Consider the following 22,473-nt stretch of genomic DNA (forward strand, 5'->3'; position numbering starts at 1 on the left):
CCCGGTTCTACCAGCGGGGTACGACGAAACCGGCTCAGACGTTGAAACCGAGCGCCCGCAGCTGCTCACGCCCGTCGTCGGTGATCTTGTCGGGACCCCACGGCGGCAGCCACACCCAGTTGATCCGGAAGTCGCTGACCAGCCCGCCGCCGGGCCCGGTGGTGAGCGCCGCCCGGGTCTGCTCCTCGATCACGTCGGTGAGCGGGCAGGCCGCCGAGGTCAGCGTCATGTCCAGGGTGGCGACGTTCTCGTCGTCCACGAACGTGCCGTACACCAGCCCGAGGTCGACCACGTTGATCCCCAGCTCGGGGTCGACGACGTCCTTCATCGCCTCCTCGATGTCCGCGATCGAGGCCTTGCTCAGGGCGGGCTTCTCCGCCGCCGCGTTCAGGTCGACGTCGGGCGCATCGGCGACATTTCCGGCCGCCGCCCGCTCCTCGGCCAGCCACGCGGGGGTCTGTTCGGTAGTCATGCCTTCACCTCCGGGCTCACGCCCACATCGACACCCGCGCGCGCCGCGGCATCCTTGAAAGCCATCCACGGCAGCAGCGCGCACTTCACCCGCGCCGGGAATTTCGCCACGCCCGCGAACGCCACCGCATCCCCGAGCACGTCCTCGTCCGGCTCGACCTGGCCACGACCCTGCATCAGCTCGACGAACGCCTCCTGGATCGCGGCGATCTCGGCCGGGGCCTTACCGACGACCAGCTCGTGCAGCACGGACGCGGACGCCTGCGAGATCGAACACCCGAGGCCATCGTACGAAATATCAGAAAAATCTGACACAACCCGTACGGTGATCTCGTCGCCACACGTCGGGTTCACGTGATGGGCCTCGCCATCGAACGGATCCCGCAGGCCACGGCCGTGCGGATGCTTGTAGTGATCGAGGATGATCTCCTGGTACAGCGCGTCCAGCATCATCAGCCGAACACCTTCTTCACCTGGTCGAGGCCGCGCACCAGCGCGTCGACCTCCTCCGTCGTCGTGTAGAGGTAGAAGGACGCCCGGGTCAGTGCCGGCACGCCGAAGCGCACACAGGTCGGCTTCGCACAATGATGCCCGACCCGCACCTGCACGCCCTGCGCGTCGAGGATCTGCCCCACATCGTGCGGGTGTACCCCGTCGACGGCGAACGACACCGTTCCCCCGCGGCCCTCCGGCGTGAGCGGGCCGACGACGCGCACGCCCGGCACGTCGGCCAGGGCCTTCAACGCGTACGCCGTGATGTCCTGCTCGTGCTGGTGAACCTCGGCCATGCCCAGCGCCGTCAGGTAATCGACCGCCGCACCGAGCCCGACCGCCTCGGCGATCGGCGGCGTGCCCGCCTCGAACCGGGCCGGCGGCGCCGCGTAGGTCGTGCCGCCCATCGTGACCGTCTCGATCATCGACCCACCACCGAGGAACGGCGGCATCTTGGCGAGCAGCTCGAACCGCCCCCAGAGCACCCCGATGCCGGTCGGCGCGAGCATCTTGTGCCCGGTGAAGGCGATGAAGTCGACGCCCAGCTCGCGCACGTCCACGGGCAGGTGCGGCACCGCCTGCGAGCTGTCGAGCAGCACGAGCGCGCCGACCTGGCGGGCCCGCGCCGCGATCCGGGACACGTCGTTGATCGTGCCGAGCACGTTGGAGACGTGCACCAGCGCGACCAGCCTGGTGCGCTCGTTGACCAGCTCCTCGAGCCCCGACTCGTCGAGCCGGCCCTCGTCGGTGATGCCGAACCAGCGCAGCGTGGCGCCGGTCCGCTCGCAGAGCAGCTGCCACGGCACGATGTTCGAGTGGTGCTCCATCTCGGAGATCACGATCTCGTCGCCCGGGCCGAGCTTCAGGTGCTGGCCGAGCGAGTACGCCACCAGGTTGATCGCCTCGGTCGAGTTCTTGGTGAAGACGATCTCGTCGGGCGTGCCGGCGTTGATGAACGCCGCGACCTTGGCGCGGGCGCCCTCGTACGCCATCGTCGCCTCGGTCCCGAGCGTGTGCACCGAGCGGGACACGTTGGCGTTGTGCCGCTCGTTGTGCGCGCGCACGGCGTCCAGGACCTGCACCGGTTTCTGGGAGGTGGCCCCGCTGTCCAGGTAGGCCAGCGGGTGCCCGTTGACCTCCCGCCCGAGGATCGGGAAGTCGGCTCGGATCCGGGCCACGTCGAACGTCATCGTTCTCTCCCCGCTTCAGACGCGCGCGGCCACGTAGCGCTCGTAACCCTCGGCTTCCAGCTGCTCGGCCAGCTCCGGGCCGCCCTCCTGGACGATCTTGCCGGCCACGAAGACGTGCACGAAGTCCGGCTTGATGTAGCGCAGGATCCGGGTGTAGTGGGTGATCAGCAGCAGGCCGGTGTCGCCGGTCTCGCGCACCCGGTTGACGCCCTCGCTGACCACCCGCAGCGCGTCGATGTCCAGGCCGGAGTCGGTCTCGTCGAGGATCGCCACCTTCGGCTTGAGCAACTCGAGCTGCATGATCTCGTGCCGCTTCTTCTCGCCGCCGGAGAAGCCCTCGTTGACGTTGCGCTGGGCGAACGCCGGGTCCATCTGCAGTTTCTCCATCGCCGAGCGCAGCTCGCCGGCCCAGGTGCGCAGCTTCGGCGCCTCGCCGTCGATCGCGGTCTTGGCGGTACGCAGGAAGTTCGCCACCGAGACGCCGGGCACCTCGACCGGGTACTGCATCGCCAGGAACAGTCCGGCCCGGGCGCGCTCGTCCACGGTCATGGCCAGCACGTCGTCGCCGTCGAGCGTCACCGAGCCGCCGGTGATCTGGTATTTCGGGTGGCCCGCGATCGAGTAGGCCAGCGTCGACTTGCCCGACCCGTTCGGCCCCATGATCGCGTGGGTCTCGCCGGCCTTCACGGTGAGGTCGACTCCGGCCAGGATGGGCTTCAGCTCGCCGTCGGGCAGCTTCACCGACACCTTCAGGCCACGAATATCGAGGGTGCTCACGGGTTGACTCCATTGCTCGGTGTGGTCGAAACGTAGATGTCGCCGTCACGGATCTCCACGGCGAAGGTCGCCACCGGCTCGGTGGCCGGCAGCCCGGTGGGCTCGCCGGTGCGCAGGTCGAAGCGCGAGCCGTGCAGCCAGCATTCGAGGGTGCAGCCGTCCACCTCACCCTCGGAGAGGGCCACCGCGGCGTGACTGCACTCGTCCCGTACGGCGTAGAAGTTGTCGTCGTCGGCGTGCACGACGGCGATCTCGACGCCGGCCACCTCCACCGAGATGGCGGCGCCCTTCGCGACGTCGTCGGCCGGGCCGACCAGCTCGAAGCTGCTCACGCGCCGGCCTCGGCCAGCCGCGCCTCGATCGCGTCGCCCAGGCGCTCGCGCAGCTCCTCGACCGGGATCTTGTTGATCAGCTCGACGAAGAAGCCGCGCACGACCAGCTTGCGCGCCTCCCGCTCGGGGATGCCACGAGCCATCAGGTAGAACAGCTGCTCGTCGTCGAAGCGGCCGGTCGCGCTCGCGTGCCCGGCGCCGACGATCTCACCGGTCTCGATCTCCAGATTGGGCACGGAATGAGCGATCGCCCCGTCCGTCAAAATCAAGTTCCGATTGATCTCGTACGTGTCGGTGCCGGTCGCTGCGGCGCGGATCAGCACGTCGCCGACCCACACGGTCTTCGTCGAGGCGCCCTGCAGCGCCCCGCGGTAGCCCACGTAGCTGCGGCAGTCGGGCACGCTGTGATCGACCAGCTGGCGGTGCTCGAAGTGCTGACCCGTGTCGGCGAAGTAGAGACCCCACAGCTCGGCGTCGCCGCCCCGGCCCGCGTACTCCACGCTGGTGTACTGCCGGACCAGGTCGCCGCCCAGCGCCACCTGCACGTGCTGCACCCGGGCGTCCTTGCCGACCCGGAACTTGACGTGCTGGGCCTGCACGGCGCCGGCGTCCCACTCGGCCAGGGTCACGAAGGTCAGCTGAGCGCTGTCCCCCAGGACGACCTCGATGTTGTCGGCGAGGAACGCCGTACCCACCTGCTCCAGAACGACGGTGACCTTGGCGAACGCACCCACCTTGACCACGGTCCTGGCCGCGGCGGCATCGCCGCCCTTACCCACCACGCGCACGACGACGGCCTCGTCGGTCGACGTCTCCGGCGCCACCTCGATCAGGGTGACGCCGTCGGCCGAGCCGTAGGCCAGCGCGCTGATCCGGTCGAACGGGGTCAGCACCGCCTCGGCCTCGTCGACGTGCTTGACCGCGACGCCGGCCGGCAGCTCACCGTGCTCGACGGCCGGCGCGACACCGGTCAGCCGCGCGGCGGTGACCAGCTCGCCGAGCCGCTTGAGCGGGGTGAAACGCCACTCCTCCTCCAGCCCGTTGAGGGCCGGGAAGTCGGCGACGTCGAACGACCGCAGCAGCTGCGACTTGGTGCTGGGCGGGGGGCTCTTTGTTTCGGTGGTCATGGTTTAACCGACAGCGCCTTCCATCTGGAGCTCGATAAGACGGTTCAGCTCGAGGGCGTACTCCATCGGCAGTTCCTTGGCGATGGGCTCGATGAAGCCACGCACGATCATCGCCATCGCCTCGTCCTCGGTGAGACCGCGGCTCATCAGGTAGAAGAGCTGGTCCTCGCTGACCTTGGAGACGGTCGCCTCATGCCCCATCGAAACGTCGTCCTCGCGGATGTCGACGTAAGGGTAGGTATCCGACCGGGAGATGGTGTCGACCAGGAGTGCGTCGCACTTGACCGTGCTCTTCGAGTGCGACGAGCCCTCCAATACCTGCACGAGGCCGCGGTACGAGGTGCGGCCGCCGCCCCGGGCGATCGACTTCGACACGATCGTCGACGACGTGTACGGCGCCGCGTGCACCATCTTCGCCCCGGCGTCCTGGTGCTGGCCCTCGCCGGCCATCGCGACGCTGAGCACCTCGCCCTTCGCGTGCGGGCCGGTCATGTAGACGGCCGGGTACTTCATCGTCACCTTGGAGCCGATGTTGCCGTCGATCCACTCCATGGTCGCGCCCTCCTCGCAGGTGGCGCGCTTGGTGACCAGGTTGTAGACGTTGTTCGACCAGTTCTGGATGGTCGTGTACCGGCAGCGGGCGTTCTTCTTCACGATGATCTCGACGACCGCGGAGTGCAGCGAGTCGGACGAGTAGATCGGCGCGGTGCAGCCCTCGACGTAGTGCACGTAGGCGCCCTCGTCCACGATGATCAGGGTCCGCTCGAACTGGCCCATGTTCTCCGTGTTGATCCGGAAGTACGCCTGCAGCGGGATCTCCACGTGCACGCCCTTCGGCACGTAGATGAACGACCCGCCGGACCACACGCTGGTGTTCAGGGCGGCGAACTTGTTGTCGCCGACCGGGATCACCGTGCCGAAGTACTCCTTGAAGATGTCCTCGTGCTCCTTGAGGGCCGTGTCGGTGTCGAGGAAGACGACACCCTGCTCCTCCAGGTCCTCACGGATCTTGTGGTAGACCACCTCGGACTCGTACTGAGCCGCGACACCGGCCACGAGGCGCTGCTTCTCCGCCTCCGGGATGCCGAGCTTGTCGTACGTCGCCTTGATGTCGTCGGGCAGGTCGTCCCAGGAGGCCGCCTGCTTCTCGGTGGACCGCACGAAGTACTTGATGTTCTGGAAGTCGATCCCGGTGAGGTCGGCGCCCCACGACGGCATCGGCTTGCGGTCGAACAGCCGCAGGCCCTTGAGCCGGAGGTTGAGCATCCACTCGGGCTCGTTCTTCTTCGCGGAGATGTCGCGCACCACGGCCTCGGACAGCCCACGCTGAGCCGCGGCGCCCGCGACGTCGGCGTCGGCCCAGCCGTACTCGTACTTGCCCAGGGCGGCGAGGTGCTCTTCCTGAGTGACGATCTGGTCGGTCATGTATCTGTCCTAACCGTGGGTGCTTTCCTGGCGGGTCCCGGAATATGCGTGGTGCACACCCCGTCGCCGTGCGCGATGGTGGCGAGACGCTGCACGTGGGTGCCGATGAGCCGGGAGATGACCTCGGTCTCGGCGTCGCACAGCTGGGGGAACTCGGCGGCCACGTGGGCCACCGGACAGGAGTGCTGGCACAGCTGGCCGCCGGACGCGATCGTGGTCGCGCTGGCAGCGTAGCCCTCGGCTGTGAGCGCCTCGGCGAGCGCCTCCGCCCGCTTGATCGGGTCGTCGCCGGCCTCGCACATCGCCTGCCGGCACCGCTCCTCGAGCGCCGCGACCTGAGTGGCCGCGAACTCGCTGACCGCCTCGGGACCGCTGCGCAGCGCGATCCACCGGAGGGCGGCGGTGGCGATGCCGTCGTAGTGATGCGGATTCAGGTTCTCGCGCGCCGACGCGGTCAGCGCGAACGCCTTCGCCGGCCGGCCACGCCCGCGCGGCCCCCGGTTGCGGACCTCTCGGGTCTCGACCAGGCCGTCGGCGAGCATCGCGTCCAGATGCTTACGGATCGCCGCGGACCCGAGCCCCAACTCGGCCCCGAGCTCGGCGGCGGTGGCCGCGCCCCGCTCGAGCAACAATTGGGCGACGCGATCACGGGTGCGCCCGTCCGACGCGCTGGCAGACGCCACCGCACCGCTCCGGATCAGCACCTCGTTTTTCACTACGCCAACGTTACGTATTTCCGCCGGGCCCTGCAAACCGGCTCCGCGGTGATCCAGACCACGGGACATCCGGAGCCCCCGATTTCCGGCCGGGCACGCTGCGTACGATCGCAGAGGTGAAGCTCCCCGCCCTGCGCCCGATGGCCCTGGCGTCCCTGATCGCGAATATCGCCCTGGTCGTCACCGGTGCGGCGGTCCGGCTCACCGATTCCGGTCTAGGCTGCCCCACCTGGCCCCGATGCACCGACGGCTCCTACACGACCACGTCGGCGATGGGCGTGCACGGCGTCATCGAGTTCACCAACCGCCTGCTCGGCATCGCCCTGTTCGTGGTCGCCCTGGCCTGCTTCGTGGTCGCCTGGCTGCAGAAACCGAGGCGCCGCCGCCAGGTACGCCTGAGCCTGCTGGTGCTGCTGGGCATCCCCGGCCAGGGCGTCGTCGGCGGCATCACGGTGCTGACGGATCTCAACCCGTGGGTGGTCGGCCTCCACTTCCTGCTCTCGATGGCCCTGATCGCCGCCGCCTACGCCCTGTGGCACTCGACCGCGGAGGGCGACGGCCCCCCGGTCCACCTGGTGACCACTCCCCTGCGCCACCTCACGCTGCTCCTGACCCTGGCCAGCGCCGGCGTGATCGTCCTGGGCGTAGTGGTGACCGGCAGCGGCCCCCACTCCGGCGACAACGGCGCCAAGCGCAACGGCCTCGACCCGGCCGCCATCGCCCAGGCCCACGCCGACCTGGTCTTCCTGCTGATCGGTCTCACGGCTGCCGTGTGGCTGGCCTTCCGCGCGGTCAACGCCCCCGTCCCGGCCCGCGCGGCCCTGACCCTCCTGGTGATCGAGCTGTCCCAGGGCCTGATCGGCTTCGTCCAGTACTTCACCCACCTCCCGGTAGCCCTGGTAGCGGCCCACATGCTCGGCGCCAGCCTGGTCTGGACCGCCACGATCGCCGTCCTCCTCGCCCTCCGCACCCGCCCCGCCATCCCCGAGGCCCCGACGGAGGCGATTCCGGCATCCCTCCCCACCCCCGCCCCCTCCCCTTCCCGCTGAAATTCCTTCCGCCGTACGCGTCGACCGCTCCCCGCCGACCCGGCCGCCCCCGCCCCTCCCCCGCGACCAAGTGCCAACCAAGGCCGTAGCGCGCGTCTCGCGCGAGGCAATTGGCCAAAGCCGAGCAGCCGCCACCACCACTCCCCGCGACCAAGTGCTAACCAAGGCCGTAGCGCGCGTCTCGCGCGAGGCAATTGGCCAAAGCCGAGCAGCCGCCACCCCGCGCACCACGCCCCTGCGCGATGGCACACCGCACCGCTCCCCCGCGCCGGGCAGATCTTGAAGGCGCGGCGTTCGGCGCGAACAGCAGTTCTTCGTCGTTGCGCTCGCCTCCGGTGAAAGGTGGTGGGTTCCCGTTGGCTGGGGCGTGTAAAGAAGTAACTTGGTGTTTTGCCGATTTCGTCAAGTTGATCTGATGAACCGTCCTGAGCTGCAACGACGCCGGAAGCTGGTCGGCGCGACTGGCGATCGCTCGCTTGAAGTCCGCCCACGTCAAGCGCCTGACATAGCAGATCGACGAGCCGGAGCGTGCGACACGCCGAGTTATTTCCTTACGCGCCCCTGTGAACGCCACGCCTTCAAGATCTGCCCGGCGCCGGGGCTGCTCAGCGGTCGCCGGCCAGGGCGACACGCCGTCGCCACGCGCCACCACCGGGCCGACCGACACGCCGTCGCCACGCGCCACCACCGGGCCGACCGACACGCCGCGCCACGCGCCACTATCGGGCGACCGACACTCCACCGCCGCGGGTCGCTGCGGGGCCGGACCGACACGCCACCGCCACGCGTCACCGGGTCCGGATCGGCATGACGCCGTCACGCGTCGCCGCGGGCCGTGCCGGCACGCCGCGCCTCATCGGCGGACGGCGACTCGACCACCGGCTTGCCCGCAGGTCCGGCTGACACGCTGGACAGCGCTTCGGCGCGAGCGGGATCGGCGGCCGGCTGCGGACGGGGCGGAGGGGTCCACCGGCACCATCGTGGAGGTGCGCCGGGACGGTGCCGGTGGACGGCGGCCGCATCGGGAGTCTTGTGCGGCCGCGACGCACGGACTCGGAGGGGGGTCTTCCTAGGCGCCTCCTTTCTGGGGTCCCTGGCGCTGGAGAGGGAACGCCGCGGGGTGGCCCCGGTCGGGTGTGGCTGGGCTCGGCCGCGGCCGGGGCTCGGGTGAGAGTTCGCCGCTCCGGCGGTGACCCCGTGGGACAGGAGCGGGCGAAACCGGGCCCCGGCCGCGGCACTACCGGGCTGAGACGGCGACCTGGCGGGCGGTCGCCGGCGGGCTCAGCCCGGGAGCCGGCCTGCGGTCGGCGATCGACCGCCGAGCACGGGGGAGATCCGCGACCGGACCGAGGGCGACCGGCGATAGGGCGCGGGCTGAGACGTCAGCAGGACCGACGGCGATCGGCGGGCGGGAACCAGCGGGGACGTCGGGCTGGTGATGGTGGCGCTCCGGTGGGACATGGGAGCAGCGTGCCGGGTGGGGCCGATCAATGAAGGAGCGATTCGTGGCCTGTGGACGACACGCCGGGTCGTCCACAGGGGCGAAACACGGAACCGCTGGTCAGCGCGTTTCGTTGCGCCCAAGGGAGACCGCGCGGGCGTAGGGGAACGCCACACGCGAGAGGCGCGCTGCGGCCGGAAGGATGCAAGTGGTCGCGGGGTGCGGCGGGGGCGGCCGCACTTCCGCGTGGGATCGGCGGACCTCGTACGGCCGGAAGGTTTAAAGGCGGTTTTGAATGGCGCCCGCCAGGCGCGCCGCGGAGGACGGGGACGTGCGGAAGAACAGGGACGGCTCGGTCAGTTCGAGTTCGAGGAGGACCGGGGTGCCGTCGGGGCCCGGGATGAGATCGACCCGGGCGTAGAGGAGCGGGGTCGACGACTCGGGGATGGCTGCCAGTGCCTGCGCGGCCGTCGTCAGCTCGGACGGGCTGGGGGTGCGGGCCGTGATCTGTTCGCTGCCGGGGTCGATCCAGCCCTCGTCGGGGCCGGTGAGCATCGGGCCCTTGCGTGCGGCCTGGCTGAAGGTCAGGCGGCCGGTGGCGTCGGGGAAGAAGAGCAGTGCGGTCTCGCCGTCGGTGTCGACCGCCTTCAGGTACGGCTGGATCATCGCGGTGCGGCCGGCCGCGGTCAGGCGGTCCACGTGCGCGGCCGCCAGGGATGCCTGCGACGGCAGCGAATAGCGGCCCGTGTCCTGGCTGCCCGCGCTGATCGTGGGCTTGACGACCCACTCGCCGTCGATGGGCGGGGTCCACGTCTCGCCGGGGGACACATAGGTCGTCGGACTGATCGGGACGCCGGCCGCCTCGAGGTCGCGCAAGTAGACCTTGTCGGTGTTCCACAGCAGGATGTCGGCCGGGTTGAGCAGGCGGGGCACGCTCCGGGCCCAGGCCAGGAAGTCGGCGCGGCGCGGCACGTAGTCCCACGGCGAGCGCAGGATCGCCAGCGCGTAGGCGTCCCAGTCGGCGCCGGGATCGTCCCAGCTCACCGCTTCGACCTGGAGGTTTCGCGCGCGGAGCTCGTCGCGCAGCGGGAAGTCGTCGTCCCAGAGGCCCGGGAAGAGATCACAGGTAACGAGAGCGACCCGGGAAGGCTCCCGGGTCGCGTGGGTGGGGTGCGGTTGGGACAAGATCAGCGGGCCATGGCGCGGCGCGACATCGAACGCCACAGGTCGTTGCTGGGTCGCATCTGCTCGAGGAGCTCACGCTCCCACTCGTTCTCCACCTCGACGCCGGCGGACTCGCACGCCTGGCGGGCGACGTCGGTGCTGTCGGCGAACTGGTCGGACCACTCGCCGTCCTGGCCGACGAGGACGATGCGGGCACCACGCTTGCCGACGTACTCGATGACCGCCTTGGCGCCACCGTGGCCGGTGGCGAAGGACTTGATCCCCGCGGTCAGTGTCGTATCGGAACCTTGAGCCATGACGGGCAGCGTAAGCACTTCTCCCCCGGGAGCAAGCACCGTCAGTGCCATTTTGTGATGCCTATTACCTGCGGGTTTACCGCAACGCCGCATTGGTATGGCCGAATTGCGCCCGAATTGCCCGCATCAACGGACTTCCATCGATAGAGTGATCACCCGTTACCTTAAATACGGACATACCGTCAGAAGAGGGCGTCCACGGCGACGGCGATGAACAGGATCGTCAGATACGTGATGGACCAGTGGAACAGCCGCATCGGCTTCGCCGGCTCGCCCTTGCGGGTGCGCTGGACCAACAGGAAGGCCTCGCCGAGGAACAACCCGCCGGTGATCAGCGCGGTGACGCCGTAGATCGGGCCTAGGCCGAGCGGCCAGGCGGCCAGCGAGGCGGCCACGGTGAGCACCGTGTAGAGGGCGATCTCCCCGTTCACCCGGGCCATGGAGCGCACCACCGGGAGCATCGGGACGCCGGCGCGGGCATAGTCGGCCTTGTACTTTATGGCGAGTGCGTAGAAGTGCGGCATCTGCCAAAAGAACACAACCGCGAAAAGCGCCCACCCGAGCGGCGACACCGAGCCGGTCACCGCGGCCCAGCCGATGATCACCGGGGCCGCGCCGCAGACGCCGCCCCAGAACGTGTTGGCCGGGGTGCGCCGCTTGAGCCACAGCGTGTAGACCACGTCGTAGTAGAAGATCGCGCCCGCGGTCAGCGCCGTGGCCAGCCAGTTGGTGAAGACCGCCATCAGCGCCACGGAGATCACCGCGAGGGTCAGGCCGAAGATCAGCACGGCCCGCGGGGTGACGGTGTGCGCCGGCAGCGGACGCCGCTTGGTGCGCCGCATCAGCTCGTCGATGTCGCGGTCGATGTAGCAGTTGAGCGCGCTGGCCGCGCCGCCCGCGAGCGCCCCGCCGACCAGAACGCTGGCGAGAATGCGCAGGTCGGGCCACCCGCCGGCGGCGAGCATGAGGGCCGGAACGGTGGTCACCAGCAGCAGCTCGACGATCTGCGGCTTGGTCAGCGCGAGATACGCGCGGAACACCGCCATCGGCTCGCGGCGAGTCGCGGCGACAACAGGAGCCGCCGGCGCCCGTCCAGGAGCGGGACGCTCGGTGATCATGCTCACGGACTGCCACCTTCCGGCATCGGCACTAGCCACATCACGACCGTTGCCGACGGCAGCCGGCGGCACGCCCGGACAGCCTACGCTCAGCGGAATGCGCTGCTCCGGCGACCCGGGCCGGGTGCAGGGCGTCACAGTGGCGTGTCCGCTCTCAGCGTATGGGCCTCGGGCGTTCCCACGGCGCGGGTTTACGCCAAGTGGATAGGGTCAACCTCAAAAGGGTCCCTTATCCATGCCCCGAGGAGCACAACCGACGTGGCTGCCACAGATCCTGCTCTCAATTGGTCCGACCTCGACCGTAAAACGGTCGACACCGTCCGGGTGCTGGCCATGGACGCCGTGGAGAAGGCCGGAAACGGTCACCCCGGTACGGCGATGAGCCTCGCGCCGGCCGCCTACCTGCTGTTCAACCGCGTCATGCGCCATGACCCGACCGACCCGCACTGGCCCGGCCGCGACCGGTTCGTGCTCTCCTGTGGGCACTCCAGCCTCACCCTCTACATTCAGCTCTACCTCTCCGGCTACAGCCTGTCGCTGGACGACCTGCGGTCGCTGCGCCAGTGGGACTCGCTGACCCCCGGCCACCCCGAGTTCGGCCACACCCCGGGCGTCGAGGTCACGACCGGCCCGCTCGGCCAGGGCATCGGCAACGCGATCGGGATGGCGATGGCCGCCCGCCGCGAGCGCGGCCTGTTCGACCCCGATGGCCCGGCCGGCGAGTCGCCCTTCGACCACCACGTCTACGCGATGTGCTCCGACGGGGACATCGAGGAGGGCGTGAGCCACGAGTCGAGCGCGATCGCCGCGGTGCAGAAGCTCGGCAACCTCACGCTGATCTACGACGACAACGAGATCTCCATCGAGGACGACACCCGGATCGCCAAGGCCGAGGACGCCGGCAAGCGGTACGAGGCGTACGGCTGGCACGTGCAGACCGTCTCGTGGCGCAAGGGCGACCCGGCCAAGGGCGACTACCACGAGGACGTCGAGGCGCTCTGGGCGGCGATCCAGGAGGCCAAGCGGGTCACCGACAAACCGTCGTTCATCGTGCTCAAGACGATCATCGGCTGGCCGGCGCCGAACAAGCAGAACACCGGCAAGATCCACGGCTCGGCGCTGGGCGCGGACGAGGTCAAGGCCACCAAGGAGATCCTCGGCTTCGACCCGAACGAGACGTTCGCCGTCGACCCGGCCGTGCTCGAGCACGCGAACAAGGTCGCCGAGCGGGGCCGCGCCGCGCACGCCGAGTGGGACAAGGCGTTCGGCGCCTGGGCGCAGGCCAACGTCGAGCGCAAGGAGCTGTTCGACCGGCTCGCCGGGCGCAAGCTGCCCGAGGGCTGGGAGAAGTCGCTGCCCGAATTCCCGGCCGACGCCAAGGGCATCGCCACCCGCGCGGCGTCGCAGCAGGTGCTCAACGCGCTCGCGCCGGTGCTGCCCGAGCTGTGGGGCGGCTCGGCCGACCTCGCCGAGAGCAACAACACCACGATGAAGGGCGAGCCGTCGTTCATCCCGGCCGAGTACGCGACCAAGGAGTTCCCCGGCAACGAGTACGGCCGGACCCTGCACTTCGGCATCCGCGAGCACGGCATGGGCTCGATCCTCAACGGCATCACCGCCGACGGGCTGACCCGGCCGTACGGCGGCACGTTCCTGGTCTTCAGCGACTACATGCGCGGCGCCGTCCGGCTCTCCGCGCTGATGAAGCTGCCGGTGATCTACGTGTGGACGCACGACTCGATCGGCCTCGGCGAGGACGGCCCGACCCACCAGCCGATCGAGACGCTGTCCGCGCTGCGCGCCATCGTCGGCCTCAACGTGGTGCGGCCGGCCGACGCCAACGAGACCGCGTGGGCCTGGCGGGGCGCACTGGAGCACACCGACGCGCCCACCGCGCTGGCCCTTACCCGGCAGCCGGTCCCGACCATCGACCGCAGCAAGTACGCGTCGGCCGAGGGCGTGCTCAAGGGCGGTTACGTGCTGTCCGACGCCTCGAACGGCGAGCCGGAGGTGATCCTCATCGGCACCGGCTCCGAGGTGCAGCACTGCCTCGTCGCCCAGGAGCGCCTCGAGGAGGCCGGCACCCCGACGCGGGTCGTGTCGATGCCCTGCCAGGAGTGGTTCTACCAGCAGCCGACCGCGTACCAGCAGGAAGTCCTGCCCCGTGGGGTCAAGGCGCGGGTGACGGTGGAGGCTGGCATCCGGATGAGCTGGGATCGCATTCTTGGAGACGCGGGCGAGCCGGTGAGCATCGAGCACTACGGCGCCAGCGCGCCCGCCAAGATCCTCTTTGAGCAGTTCGGGTTCACCGCGGACAACGTGGTGGCCAAGGCCAACGCCGCCCTGGCCAAGGTCGGCGAGATCACCGGTCACACGACCGGTAACTGAGGGAGTGCAGGAAACATGACTGATCGGCTAGCCGAGCTCTCCGCCCAGGGTGTGGCGGTCTGGCTCGACGATCTCTCCCGGGTCCGACTGACCAGCGGCTCGCTGAAGAAGATGCTCGACGAGCAGCACGTCGTCGGCGTGACCACCAATCCGAGCATCTTCCAGAAGGCGCTCGCCGACGCCGACGCGTACGACGCCCAGGTCAAGGACCTGCAGGTGATGGGCGTGACGGTCGAGGAGGCCGTGCGCCTGATGACCGCGAAGGACGTCCGCGGCGCTTGCGACGTCGAGCGGCCGGCCTACGACGCCTCCAACGGCGTGGACGGCCGGGTGTCGATCGAGGTCGACCCGCGCAAGGCGCACGAGACCGAGAGCACCGTCGCCGAGGCGAAGACGCTCTGGTGGCTGGTGGGCCGGGAGAACCTCTACATCAAGATCCCGGCGACCGTCGAGGGCCTGCCCGCGATCACCGCGACCCTGGCCGAGGGCATCAGCGTGAACGTGACGCTGATCTTCTCGCTGGAGCGCTACCGCGCGGTCATGGAGGCGTTCCTGGCCGGCGTCGAGCAGGCCAAGGCCAACGGCCACGACATCACCAAGATCGGTTCGGTGGCGTCGTTCTTCGTGTCCCGGGTCGACACCGAGGTGGACAAGCGCCTCGAGAAGATCGGCAGCGACGAGGCGAAGTCGCTGATGGGCAAGGCCGCGATCGCCAACGCGCAGCTGGCGTACGAGGCGTACGAGGAGGTCTTCGGCACCGACCGGTGGAAGGCCCTGGCCGCGGCCGGCGCCCACCCGCAGCGGCCGCTGTGGGCATCCACGTCGACCAAGAACCCGGACTACAAGGACACCATCTACGTCGAGGAGCTGATCGCCCCCGGGACGGTCAACACCATGCCGGAATCGGTGATCCACGCCTTCGCCGACCACGGCGAGGTCCGGGGCGACACCATCACCGGCGCATACGCGCAGGCCCACCAGGTGATGGCCGACCTCAAGGCGGTCGGCATCGACTTCGACGACGTCGTCAAGGTCCTCGAGGACGAGGGCGTCGACAAGTTCGAGGTCAGCTGGAAGGAACTGCTGGAGAGCGTGCAGAAGTCCCTGCAGGCCGGTACCGGAGTCTGATCATCACGAGGGGCCCGCCGATCGTAGGCGGGCCCCCGTGCGACCTGGCAGGATGGACCACGTGGGCAATCCGCTGCGTACCGCACAGGACCGCAGGCTCCCGCGCATCCCGGAGCCGTGCGCTCTGGTGATCTTCGGAGTCACCGGTGACCTGTCCCGAAAGAAGCTCATCCCGGCCGTTTACGACCTGGCCAACCGCGGTCTGCTGCCGCCCGGTTTCGTGGTCCTGGGCTTCGCCCGCCGCGACTGGGGCGACGGCGATTTCGAGTCGCTGGCCATCGAGGCGGCCAAGAAAGGCGCCCGCACCCCGTGGCGCGAGGACGTGTGGCAGCGACTGGCCAGCCAGTTCCAGTTCGTGCCCGGATCGTTCGACGACGACGCGGCGTTCGACAACCTGGCCGCCACGCTCGACGACCTCCGCGAGCGCAACGGCATCCCGGGCAACGCCGCCTTCTACTTCTCCATCCCGCCGGCCGCCTTCCCGCTGGTGCTCAACCAGCTGGCGCGCACCGGGATGGCCGACAACGCCAAGTCCGGCGGCTGGCGCCGGGTGGTCGTCGAGAAGCCGTTCGGCAACGACCTGCAGACCGCGATCTCGCTGAACCAGCTGGTCGACGAGGTCTTCACCCCGCAGGACGTCTATCGCATCGACCACTACCTGGGCAAGGAGACGGTCCAGAACATTCTGGCGCTGCGCTTCGCGAACAGCCTGTTCGAGCCGGTGTGGAACTCCAAGTACGTGGACAGCGTGCAGATCACCATGGCCGAGGACGTCGGGATCGGCACCCGGGCGGCGTTCTACGACGCGTCCGGCGCCGCCCGCGACGTGCTGCAGAACCATTTGCTCCAGCTGCTCGCGCTGGTCGGCATGGAGGAGCCCACGAGCTTCGACCCGCAGGAGGTCCGCGCCGAGAAGCTCAAGGTGCTCAAGGCGATCAGCCTGCCCAAGGACATCGCCACCGGCTCGGTCCGCGGGCAGTATCTGCAGGGCTGGGTGGCCGGCGAGCGCGCGGTGGGCTATCTGGAGGAGAAGAACATCCCCTCCGATTCCACGACCGAGACGTACGTCGCGGTCCGCCTCGGCATCCAGAACAGGCGCTGGGCCGAGGTCCCGTTCTACGTGCGGGTCGGCAAGCGGATGCCCCGCCGGGTCACCGAGATCGCGATCCTCTTCAAGCGCGCCCCGCACCTGCCGTTCGACCCGGCCGACGTCGAGATGCTCGGCCACAACCAGCTGGTGATCCGGGTCCAGCCGGACGAGGGCGTGGTGCTCAAGTTCGGTTCCAAGGTGCCGGGCACCACGATGGAGGTCCGCGACATCGCGATGGACTTCCAGTACGGCGAGGCGTTCACCGAGTCCAGCCCGGAGGCGTACGAGCGGCTCGTGCTCGACGTGCTGGTCGGCGACCGCACCCTGTTCCCCGATGCGGCCGAGGTCGAGCAGTCGTGGCGGGTCATCGACCCGCTCGAGGCCGCCTGGGCGGACACCAAGCCGGAGCCCTACCGGGCCGGCGAGTGGGGCCCGCGGGCTTCGGACGAGATGCTGGCCCGTGAGGGTCGTGCTTGGAGGCGGGCATGATCGGTCTGTGGGACACCACCGGCAACGAGGTCGTCAAGGCGCTCGCCGCCGAGCGGCGCAGCGCCGGCGGCGTGGCCTCCGGGCTCGCCCTGACCCTGGTCGCGGTGGTCGAGGAGAAGAAGGTCCGCGAGGCCGAGGCGGCCGCCACGATCGCCGCGGCGGCGCACCCGTGCCGCCTGCTCATCGTGGTCCGCTCCGATCTGGAGGGTCGCAGCCGGCTGGACGCCGAGATCGTCGTGGGTGGCCGGCTGGGCCCGGCCGAGGCGGTCGTCATGCGGATGTACGGGCGGCTCGCCCTGCACGCCGAGTCGGTGGTGATGCCGCTGCTCGCCCCGGACGTGCCGGTGGTCACCTGGTGGCACGAGGAGCCGCCGGAGACGATCGCGAACGACTTCCTCGGCGTCGTCGCCGACCGGCGGATCACCGACAGCGCGCAGGCCCCCGACCCGGTGGCCGCCCTGCGCCGGCGCGCCGCCGACTACGCCCCGGGCGACACGGATCTGACCTGGACCAGGATCACCCTCTGGCGCACCCTGGTGGCCGGCGCCTTCGACACCACCGACGAGCAGGTCATCGGGGCCACCATCGTGGCGCCCGAGAAGGACCCGACCGCGGCGCTGATGAAGGGCTGGCTGCAGTCCCGCCTCGGGATCGTGCCGAAGTGGGAGTTCACCGACCGCTCCCCGCGGATGCACTCGGTCGAGCTGCAGTGCGCCAACGGCGACTGCGTCCGGGTCACCCGCGAGGAGAACACGGCGCTGTTCAGCCGTACCGGCCAGGAGGACCGCTACATGCCGCTGCCGAAGCGGCCGGTCGGCGACGAGTTGGCCGAGGAGCTGCGCCGGCTGGACGCCGACCAGATCTACGCCGAGGCGCTCGGCGCGATGGCCGGCATCGCCGACCTCGACCAGAAGCCGCCCATGCGGGTGCACGTCTGGAAGGACCCGGCCCTGGCCGCCCGCGCGAACGACGCGGGCGCCATGGCGGGGCCGGGCGGCTCGGCCGCCTGAGCACGCAACTTCAGCAGGGCCGCCCACCACCCGGTGGGCGGCCCTTCCGACTTAGGAGGCAACGTGAGCAAGACCCTGGTCGTGGTCGTACCCGACGCGGACGTCCTCGCCGCCACCGTCGCGTCCCGGCTCGTCGCCAAGATCGTGGACGCGCAGGCCGAGCGCGGCGCGGCGAGCGTCGTGCTGACCGGCGGCCGGATCGCCGCCAAGGTGCTGCGCACGGTCAACGACCTGCCGGAGGCGCGGGCGATCGACTGGTCGCACGTGGACCTGTGGTGGGGCGACGAGCGGTTCCTGCCGGCCGGCGACCCGGAGCGCAACGAGACCCAGGCGCGCGCGGCCCTGCTGGACGCGCTGCCGCTCGACCCGGCCCGGGTGCACCCGATGCCCGCCTCGGACGGCCCGGACGGCGACAACGCGGAGGCGGCGGCCGCGCGCTACGCCGCCGAGATCCGGCTCCCGTTCGACGTGCTCATGCTCGGCGTCGGCGAGGACGGACACGTGGCGTCGCTCTTCCCGGAGCACCCGGTGCTGAACGAGACCGGCACGGCGGTCGCGGTGCACAACAGCCCGAAGCCGCCGCCCATCCGGATCTCGCTGACCATGCCGACCATCCAGGCGGCCGACGAGGTGTGGTTGATCGCCGCCGGTCCGGACAAGACGGACGCGGTCGGCGCGGCCCTCAACGGCGACCACACCAAGCCGGCCGCGCACGCCACCGGTCAGTCACGCACCTGCTGGCTGCTCGATGAGGCAGCCGCGGCCAAGCGCTACTAGAACTCGCCCCGGCGCTGGCGCACCTTGGCCAGCGCCTCGGCGAGGATCTTCGCCCCGTCCTCCGCGGAGCGGCGCTCCTTGACGTAGGCCAGGTGCGACTTGTACGGCTCGACGCGCAATCGGCCGGGCGGGTTCTCCCCGTCCAGGCCCGCGGGCTGACCGCAGCGCGGGCAGTCCCACGTCTCCGGCGCCGGGGCCTCGGCCGCGAACTTGATCTGGCTCGCGTGCCCGGCCGCGCAGAAGTAGACCACTTCCCGGCGCGGGGCGGGTTCGCTGCGCTCGTCGGGGCGCATCGGGCTGGACCCGACGCGGCTGCCGCGGATCGCACTGCCACTGGACACGGACGTCACTCCTGTCTCGAGGGGCGTTTGGTGAGAAGGCACAAAGCAGGGCAAAGAAACGCCGCGCGCCCGGCTGAACCGGACGCGCGGCAGAGTCTACGACTATTGCGGCCGGTCAGGAAGCAGGCAGGGCCAGGCGCAGCCAGAGGCCGAGCCCGACGATGCACGCGAACCACACGACGCCGACCAGCACCGTGTAGCGGTCGAGGTTTTTCTCCGCCACCGAGGAGCCGGCGAGGCTGGAGGTGACGCCGCCGCCGAACATGCTCGACATGCCGCCACCCTTGCCGCGATGCAGCAGGATCAGCAGGGTCAGCAGGATGCTGGTGATCACCAGCAACACGATCAACGTGTACGCGAACCAATTCGGCATGATCGGGTTGATTCCTCTCGAGGACAGTTGCGCCCCAACAATAGCGGGTGCCCGGCCACTCTCGGCGACCGGGCACGCGCCGCCGTCTCAGCGGCCGACATGCTCCCGGAAACGGACGATCGAGGTGAATTCCTCGGCGTCCAGGGAGGCGCCGCCGACCAGGGCCCCGTCGATGTCCGGCTGCGCCATGATCGAGGCGATGTTGGCCGCCTTCACCGAGCCGCCGTACTGGATCCGGACGGCGTCGGCGACCTCGGCCCCGTGCAGCTCGGCCAGCTTCGCCCGCAGGGCCGCACAGACCTCCTGAGCGTCCTGCGGGGTGGCGGTCTTGCCGGTACCGATCGCCCAGACCGGCTCGTACGCCACGACGACCTGCTTGACCTGCTCCGCCTTGAGGCCGTCGAGGCCGGCCGCCAGCTGGTTGGTGCAGTGCGCGACGTGCGTGCCCTCCTCGCGGGTGACCAGGCCCTCCCCCACGCAGAGGATCGGCGTCAGGTTCGCCACGAAGGCCGCCTTCACCTTCGCGTTGACCAGAGCGTCGTCCTCGCCGTGGTACTCGCGCCGCTCGGAGTGCCCGGCCAGCACGTAGGTGACGTTGAGCTTGGCCAGCATGGCGCCGGAGATCTCACCGGTGTACGCGCCGCTCGGGTGCTTCGACACGTCCTGCGCGCCGAGGCCGAGGAGCAGCTTGTCGCCCTCGATCGCGGTCTGCACGCTGCGCAGGTCGGTGAACGGCGGGATCACGACCGTCTCGACCTCGGTGAGCTGCTGCTCGGTGAGGCTGGCGGCCAACTTCTGGACCAGGAGGATGGCCTCGAAGTGGTTGAGGTTCATCTTCCAGTTGCCGGCGATGATCGGCGTACGGCTCATTTCAGTTCTCCAGAGCTTCGACGCCGGGCAGCTTCTTGCCCTCGAGGTATTCGAGGGAGGCACCGCCACCGGTGGAGATGTGCCCGAAGGCCGACTCGTCGAGACCCAGCGTGCGTACGGCCGCGGCCGAGTCGCCGCCGCCGACCACCGAGAAGCCGTCGATCTTGGTGATGGCCTCGGCGACGCCCCGGGTGCCGGCCGCGAACGGCGCGAGCTCGAAGACGCCCATCGGGCCGTTCCAGAAGACCGTCCGCGCACCGCCGATCGCCTCGGCGAACAACGCGACCGACTCCGGCCCGATGTCCAGCCCGAGCCGATCACCCGGAATGTCCGAGATACCGACAATATCGTGATCCGCATCGGCGGCGAACGCCGTTGCCGCGACCACGTCGACCGGGAGGACAATTCGCCCACCCGCCTGCTCCAGAAGCGAGGCGCACGTGGAGATCATCTCTTCCTCGAGAAGAGACTTACCGACCTCATGCCCCTGAGCCTTCAGGAACGTGAAGCACATGCCGCCACCGACCAGCAGCTTGTCCACCTTCGGCAGCAGCGCCTGGATCACTGCGAGCTTGTCGGAGACCTTCGAGCCGCCGAGCACGACCACGTACGGCTGCTCCGGGCTCTCACTCACCCGCTTGAGCACCTCGACCTCGCGCAGCACCAGCCCGCCCGCGTAGTGCGGCAGCAGCGCCGGCACGTCGTACACCGAGGCGTGCTTCCGATGAACCGCCCCAAAAGCGTCATCCACGTAAAAGTCAGCAAATTTCGCCAACTCTCCCGCAAAAGCCGCACGAGCCGCGTCGTCCTTCGAAGTCTCGCCCTCGTTGAACCGCAGGTTCTCCAGCAGGAGCACCTCGCCGTCCGTGAGCCCGCCCGCCTTCGAGGTGGCGTCCGGGCCGACCGTATCGGAAGCGAAGATCACCGGCGTGCCGAGCAGCTCACCAAGGCGGGTCGCCACCGGGGCCAGCGTGAACTTCGGGTCCGGCGCACCCTTCGGCCGTCCCAGGTGCGACATCACGATCACACGCGCACCGGCGTCACGCAGCGCGACGAGCGTCGGCAGCACAGCCCGCGCCCGCCCGTCGTCGGTGATAACGCCAGGTTGATTCTTGTCGAACGGGACGTTCAGGTCGGCGCGCACCAGCACGCGCCGACCCGAGACACCCTCGCCGAGCAGATCGTCGAGAGTCTTCACGATGCGTCAGCCGACCAGCTTGACCAGGTCGACGAGGCGGTTCGAGTAGCCCCACTCGTTGTCGTACCAGCCGACGACCTTGACCTGGTTGCCGATGACCTTGGTGAGGCCGGCGTCGAAGATGCAGGACGCCGGGTCGGTCACGATGTCCGACGAGACGATCTGGTCCTCGGTGTAGGTCAGGATGCCCTTGAGCGCGCCGTCCGCGGCCGCCTTGATCGCGGCGTTGACCTCGTCGACCGAAGTCTCCTTCTTCGCCTGGAAGGTCAGGTCGGTCGCCGAGCCGGTCGGGATCGGCACCCGCATCGCGAAGCCGTCCAGCTTGCCCTTGAGCTCCGGCAGCACCAGGCTGACGGCCTTGGCGGCGCCGGTCGAGGTCGGCACCACGTTGAGGGCGGCGGCGCGGGCGCGACGCAGATCCTTGTGCGGGCCGTCCTGCAGGTTCTGGTCCTGCGTGTAGGCGTGGATCGTGGTCATCAGGCCACGCTCGATGCCGATCGTGTCGTTGAGGACCTTGGCCATCGGCGCGAGGCAGTTGGTGGTGCAGGACGCGTTCGAGATGACCGTGTGCTGCGCGGCGTCGTACTTGTCGTCGTTGACGCCGATGACGATCGTGATGTCCTCGTTCTTGGCCGGGGCCGAGATGATGACCTTCTTGGCGCCGTTGTCGGCGTGCACCTTGGCCTTGGCGGCGTCGGTGAAGAAGCCGGTCGACTCGATCACCACGTCGGCGCCCAGGTCACCCCACTTGAGGTTGGCCGGGTCCCGGTCGGCGAACGCCTTGAAGGTCTTGCCACCCACCGTGATCTCGTCGGCGGTCGCCTTGACCTCCTGCGGCAGACGGCCCAGGATCGAGTCGTACTTGAGCAGGTGCGCCAGCGTCGCGTTGTCGGTGAGGTCGTTCACGCCGACGATCTCGATGTCCGCGCCGGAGGCGAGCACCGCCCGGAAGAAGTTGCGTCCGATACGGCCGAAGCCGTTGATGCCAACCCGGATGGTCACAGGTGGATCTCCTCGTTTCGGTCCGCCGGATTTGGTCGACCGGCGGAGGGTCTGCACGCCGTTCAGGTTCGGCGTAAGGCGTCCGGCCGAGCGGAATGAGCGCGCCGCACCAGACTGGCGGCGTCGCAGCGCGGTCGGCCGAACTGCCGGCACCGTCGCCGTCGACAACGACCCTAGCCGAGTCTCCC

Annotated in this window: 22 protein-coding genes; 6 read left to right on the top strand and 16 right to left on the bottom strand. The window is 69.6% G+C overall.

From position 1 onward, the window contains the following. Positions 1–34: 34 nt before the first annotated feature. From IH26_RS0128610 to IH26_RS0128645, 8 genes are read right to left on the bottom strand one after another with little or no spacing between them, the layout of a single operon-like run. Positions 35–472, bottom strand: a complete 438-nt coding sequence (locus IH26_RS0128610) for a metal-sulfur cluster assembly factor (RefSeq protein ID WP_030439343.1) — start codon at positions 470–472, stop codon at positions 35–37. Beyond that, entirely contained in the window at positions 469–924 is a 456-nt protein-coding gene (sufU, locus tag IH26_RS0128615; protein WP_030439344.1) for a Fe-S cluster assembly sulfur transfer protein SufU, read from the bottom strand. The genes IH26_RS0128610 and sufU overlap by 4 nt, the downstream gene beginning before the upstream one ends. Further along, entirely contained in the window at positions 924–2,153 is a 1,230-nt protein-coding gene (locus IH26_RS0128620) for a cysteine desulfurase (RefSeq protein WP_030439345.1), read from the bottom strand. Before IH26_RS0128620 ends, sufU begins: the two co-directional genes overlap by 1 nt. A gap of 15 nt (positions 2,154–2,168) precedes the next feature. After that, on the bottom strand, positions 2,169–2,930 hold the full coding sequence (sufC, locus tag IH26_RS0128625) for a Fe-S cluster assembly ATPase SufC (protein ID WP_030439346.1): 762 nt from the start codon (positions 2,928–2,930) through the stop codon (positions 2,169–2,171). Continuing rightward, positions 2,927–3,262 carry a non-heme iron oxygenase ferredoxin subunit gene (locus IH26_RS0128630; protein ID WP_245665587.1) on the bottom strand — a complete coding sequence of 112 codons (336 nt, stop codon included), beginning with the start codon at positions 3,260–3,262 and terminating at the stop codon, positions 2,927–2,929. The genes sufC and IH26_RS0128630 overlap by 4 nt, the downstream gene beginning before the upstream one ends. Continuing rightward, positions 3,259–4,389, bottom strand: a complete 1,131-nt coding sequence (gene sufD / locus IH26_RS0128635) for a Fe-S cluster assembly protein SufD (RefSeq protein WP_030439348.1) — start codon at positions 4,387–4,389, stop codon at positions 3,259–3,261. Before sufD ends, IH26_RS0128630 begins: the two co-directional genes overlap by 4 nt. Positions 4,390–4,392: 3 nt before the next feature. Then, on the bottom strand, positions 4,393–5,814 hold the full coding sequence (gene sufB, locus IH26_RS0128640; RefSeq protein WP_030439349.1) for a Fe-S cluster assembly protein SufB: 1,422 nt from the start codon (positions 5,812–5,814) through the stop codon (positions 4,393–4,395). Beyond that, the gene (locus IH26_RS0128645; RefSeq protein WP_030439350.1) at positions 5,811–6,530 is read right to left on the bottom strand and encodes a helix-turn-helix transcriptional regulator; all 720 of its coding nucleotides are present in this window, start codon (positions 6,528–6,530) and stop codon (positions 5,811–5,813) included. The genes sufB and IH26_RS0128645 overlap by 4 nt, the downstream gene beginning before the upstream one ends. Positions 6,531–6,670: 140 nt before the next feature. Here IH26_RS0128645 and IH26_RS0128650 point away from each other — a divergent pair, with 140 nt between their 5' ends. Then, entirely contained in the window at positions 6,671–7,579 is a 909-nt protein-coding gene (locus IH26_RS0128650; protein ID WP_051808611.1) for a COX15/CtaA family protein, read from the top strand. Positions 7,580–9,299: 1,720 nt separating this feature from the next. Here IH26_RS0128650 and IH26_RS0128655 read toward each other — a convergent pair. From IH26_RS0128655 to IH26_RS0128665, 3 genes are all read right to left on the bottom strand, one after another. Further along, entirely contained in the window at positions 9,300–10,205 is a 906-nt protein-coding gene (locus tag IH26_RS0128655) for an ATP-grasp domain-containing protein (RefSeq protein WP_030439352.1), read from the bottom strand. A 2-nt stretch (positions 10,206–10,207) separates the two neighbouring features. Next, positions 10,208–10,501, bottom strand: coding sequence for a hypothetical protein (locus IH26_RS0128660; protein ID WP_030439353.1), 294 nt, complete (start codon positions 10,499–10,501; stop codon positions 10,208–10,210). A gap of 182 nt (positions 10,502–10,683) precedes the next feature. Next, positions 10,684–11,625, bottom strand: coding sequence for a heme o synthase (locus IH26_RS0128665; RefSeq protein WP_030439354.1), 942 nt, complete (start codon positions 11,623–11,625; stop codon positions 10,684–10,686). A gap of 252 nt (positions 11,626–11,877) precedes the next feature. Here IH26_RS0128665 and tkt point away from each other — a divergent pair, with 252 nt between their 5' ends. The 5 genes from tkt to pgl all read left to right on the top strand — a co-directional run bounded on the left by tkt (position 11,878) and on the right by pgl (position 18,501). Further along, positions 11,878–14,007, top strand: a complete 2,130-nt coding sequence (gene tkt / locus IH26_RS0128670) for a transketolase (RefSeq protein ID WP_030439355.1) — start codon at positions 11,878–11,880, stop codon at positions 14,005–14,007. Between the two features lie 15 nt (positions 14,008–14,022). After that, a complete protein-coding gene (gene tal, locus IH26_RS0128675; RefSeq protein WP_030439356.1) occupies positions 14,023–15,135 on the top strand; it encodes a transaldolase in 1,113 nt (370 codons plus the stop codon). 61 nt (positions 15,136–15,196) lie between these two features. Continuing rightward, on the top strand, positions 15,197–16,714 hold the full coding sequence (gene zwf / locus IH26_RS0128680) for a glucose-6-phosphate dehydrogenase (RefSeq protein ID WP_169789836.1): 1,518 nt from the start codon (positions 15,197–15,199) through the stop codon (positions 16,712–16,714). Beyond that, on the top strand, positions 16,711–17,724 hold the full coding sequence (locus IH26_RS0128685) for a glucose-6-phosphate dehydrogenase assembly protein OpcA (protein WP_030439358.1): 1,014 nt from the start codon (positions 16,711–16,713) through the stop codon (positions 17,722–17,724). Before zwf ends, IH26_RS0128685 begins: the two co-directional genes overlap by 4 nt. Before the next feature lie 63 nt (positions 17,725–17,787). After that, positions 17,788–18,501, top strand: a complete 714-nt coding sequence (pgl, locus tag IH26_RS0128690) for a 6-phosphogluconolactonase (protein WP_030439359.1) — start codon at positions 17,788–17,790, stop codon at positions 18,499–18,501. Here pgl and IH26_RS0128695 read toward each other — a convergent pair. The 5 genes from IH26_RS0128695 to gap all read right to left on the bottom strand — a co-directional run bounded on the left by IH26_RS0128695 (position 18,498) and on the right by gap (position 22,285). Further along, positions 18,498–18,842: an RNA polymerase-binding protein RbpA gene (locus IH26_RS0128695; protein WP_030439360.1), complete on the bottom strand. Its 345-nt coding sequence runs from the start codon at positions 18,840–18,842 to the stop codon at positions 18,498–18,500. The genes pgl and IH26_RS0128695 overlap by 4 nt on opposite strands. Before the next feature lie 115 nt (positions 18,843–18,957). Further along, entirely contained in the window at positions 18,958–19,215 is a 258-nt protein-coding gene (gene secG, locus IH26_RS0128700) for a preprotein translocase subunit SecG (protein ID WP_030439361.1), read from the bottom strand. A gap of 87 nt (positions 19,216–19,302) precedes the next feature. Then, positions 19,303–20,085 carry a triose-phosphate isomerase gene (tpiA, locus tag IH26_RS0128705; protein WP_030439362.1) on the bottom strand — a complete coding sequence of 261 codons (783 nt, stop codon included), beginning with the start codon at positions 20,083–20,085 and terminating at the stop codon, positions 19,303–19,305. A gap of 1 nt (position 20,086) precedes the next feature. Next, positions 20,087–21,283, bottom strand: a complete 1,197-nt coding sequence (locus IH26_RS0128710) for a phosphoglycerate kinase (RefSeq protein ID WP_030439363.1) — start codon at positions 21,281–21,283, stop codon at positions 20,087–20,089. A gap of 6 nt (positions 21,284–21,289) precedes the next feature. Then, complete coding sequence (gene gap / locus IH26_RS0128715) at positions 21,290–22,285, bottom strand: type I glyceraldehyde-3-phosphate dehydrogenase (protein WP_030439364.1); 996 nt, start codon at positions 22,283–22,285, stop codon at positions 21,290–21,292. Positions 22,286–22,473 lie beyond the last annotated feature (188 nt).

Source organism: Actinoplanes subtropicus (genome assembly GCF_000721705.1).
GTDB lineage: Bacteria > Actinomycetota > Actinomycetes > Mycobacteriales > Micromonosporaceae > Actinoplanes > Actinoplanes subtropicus.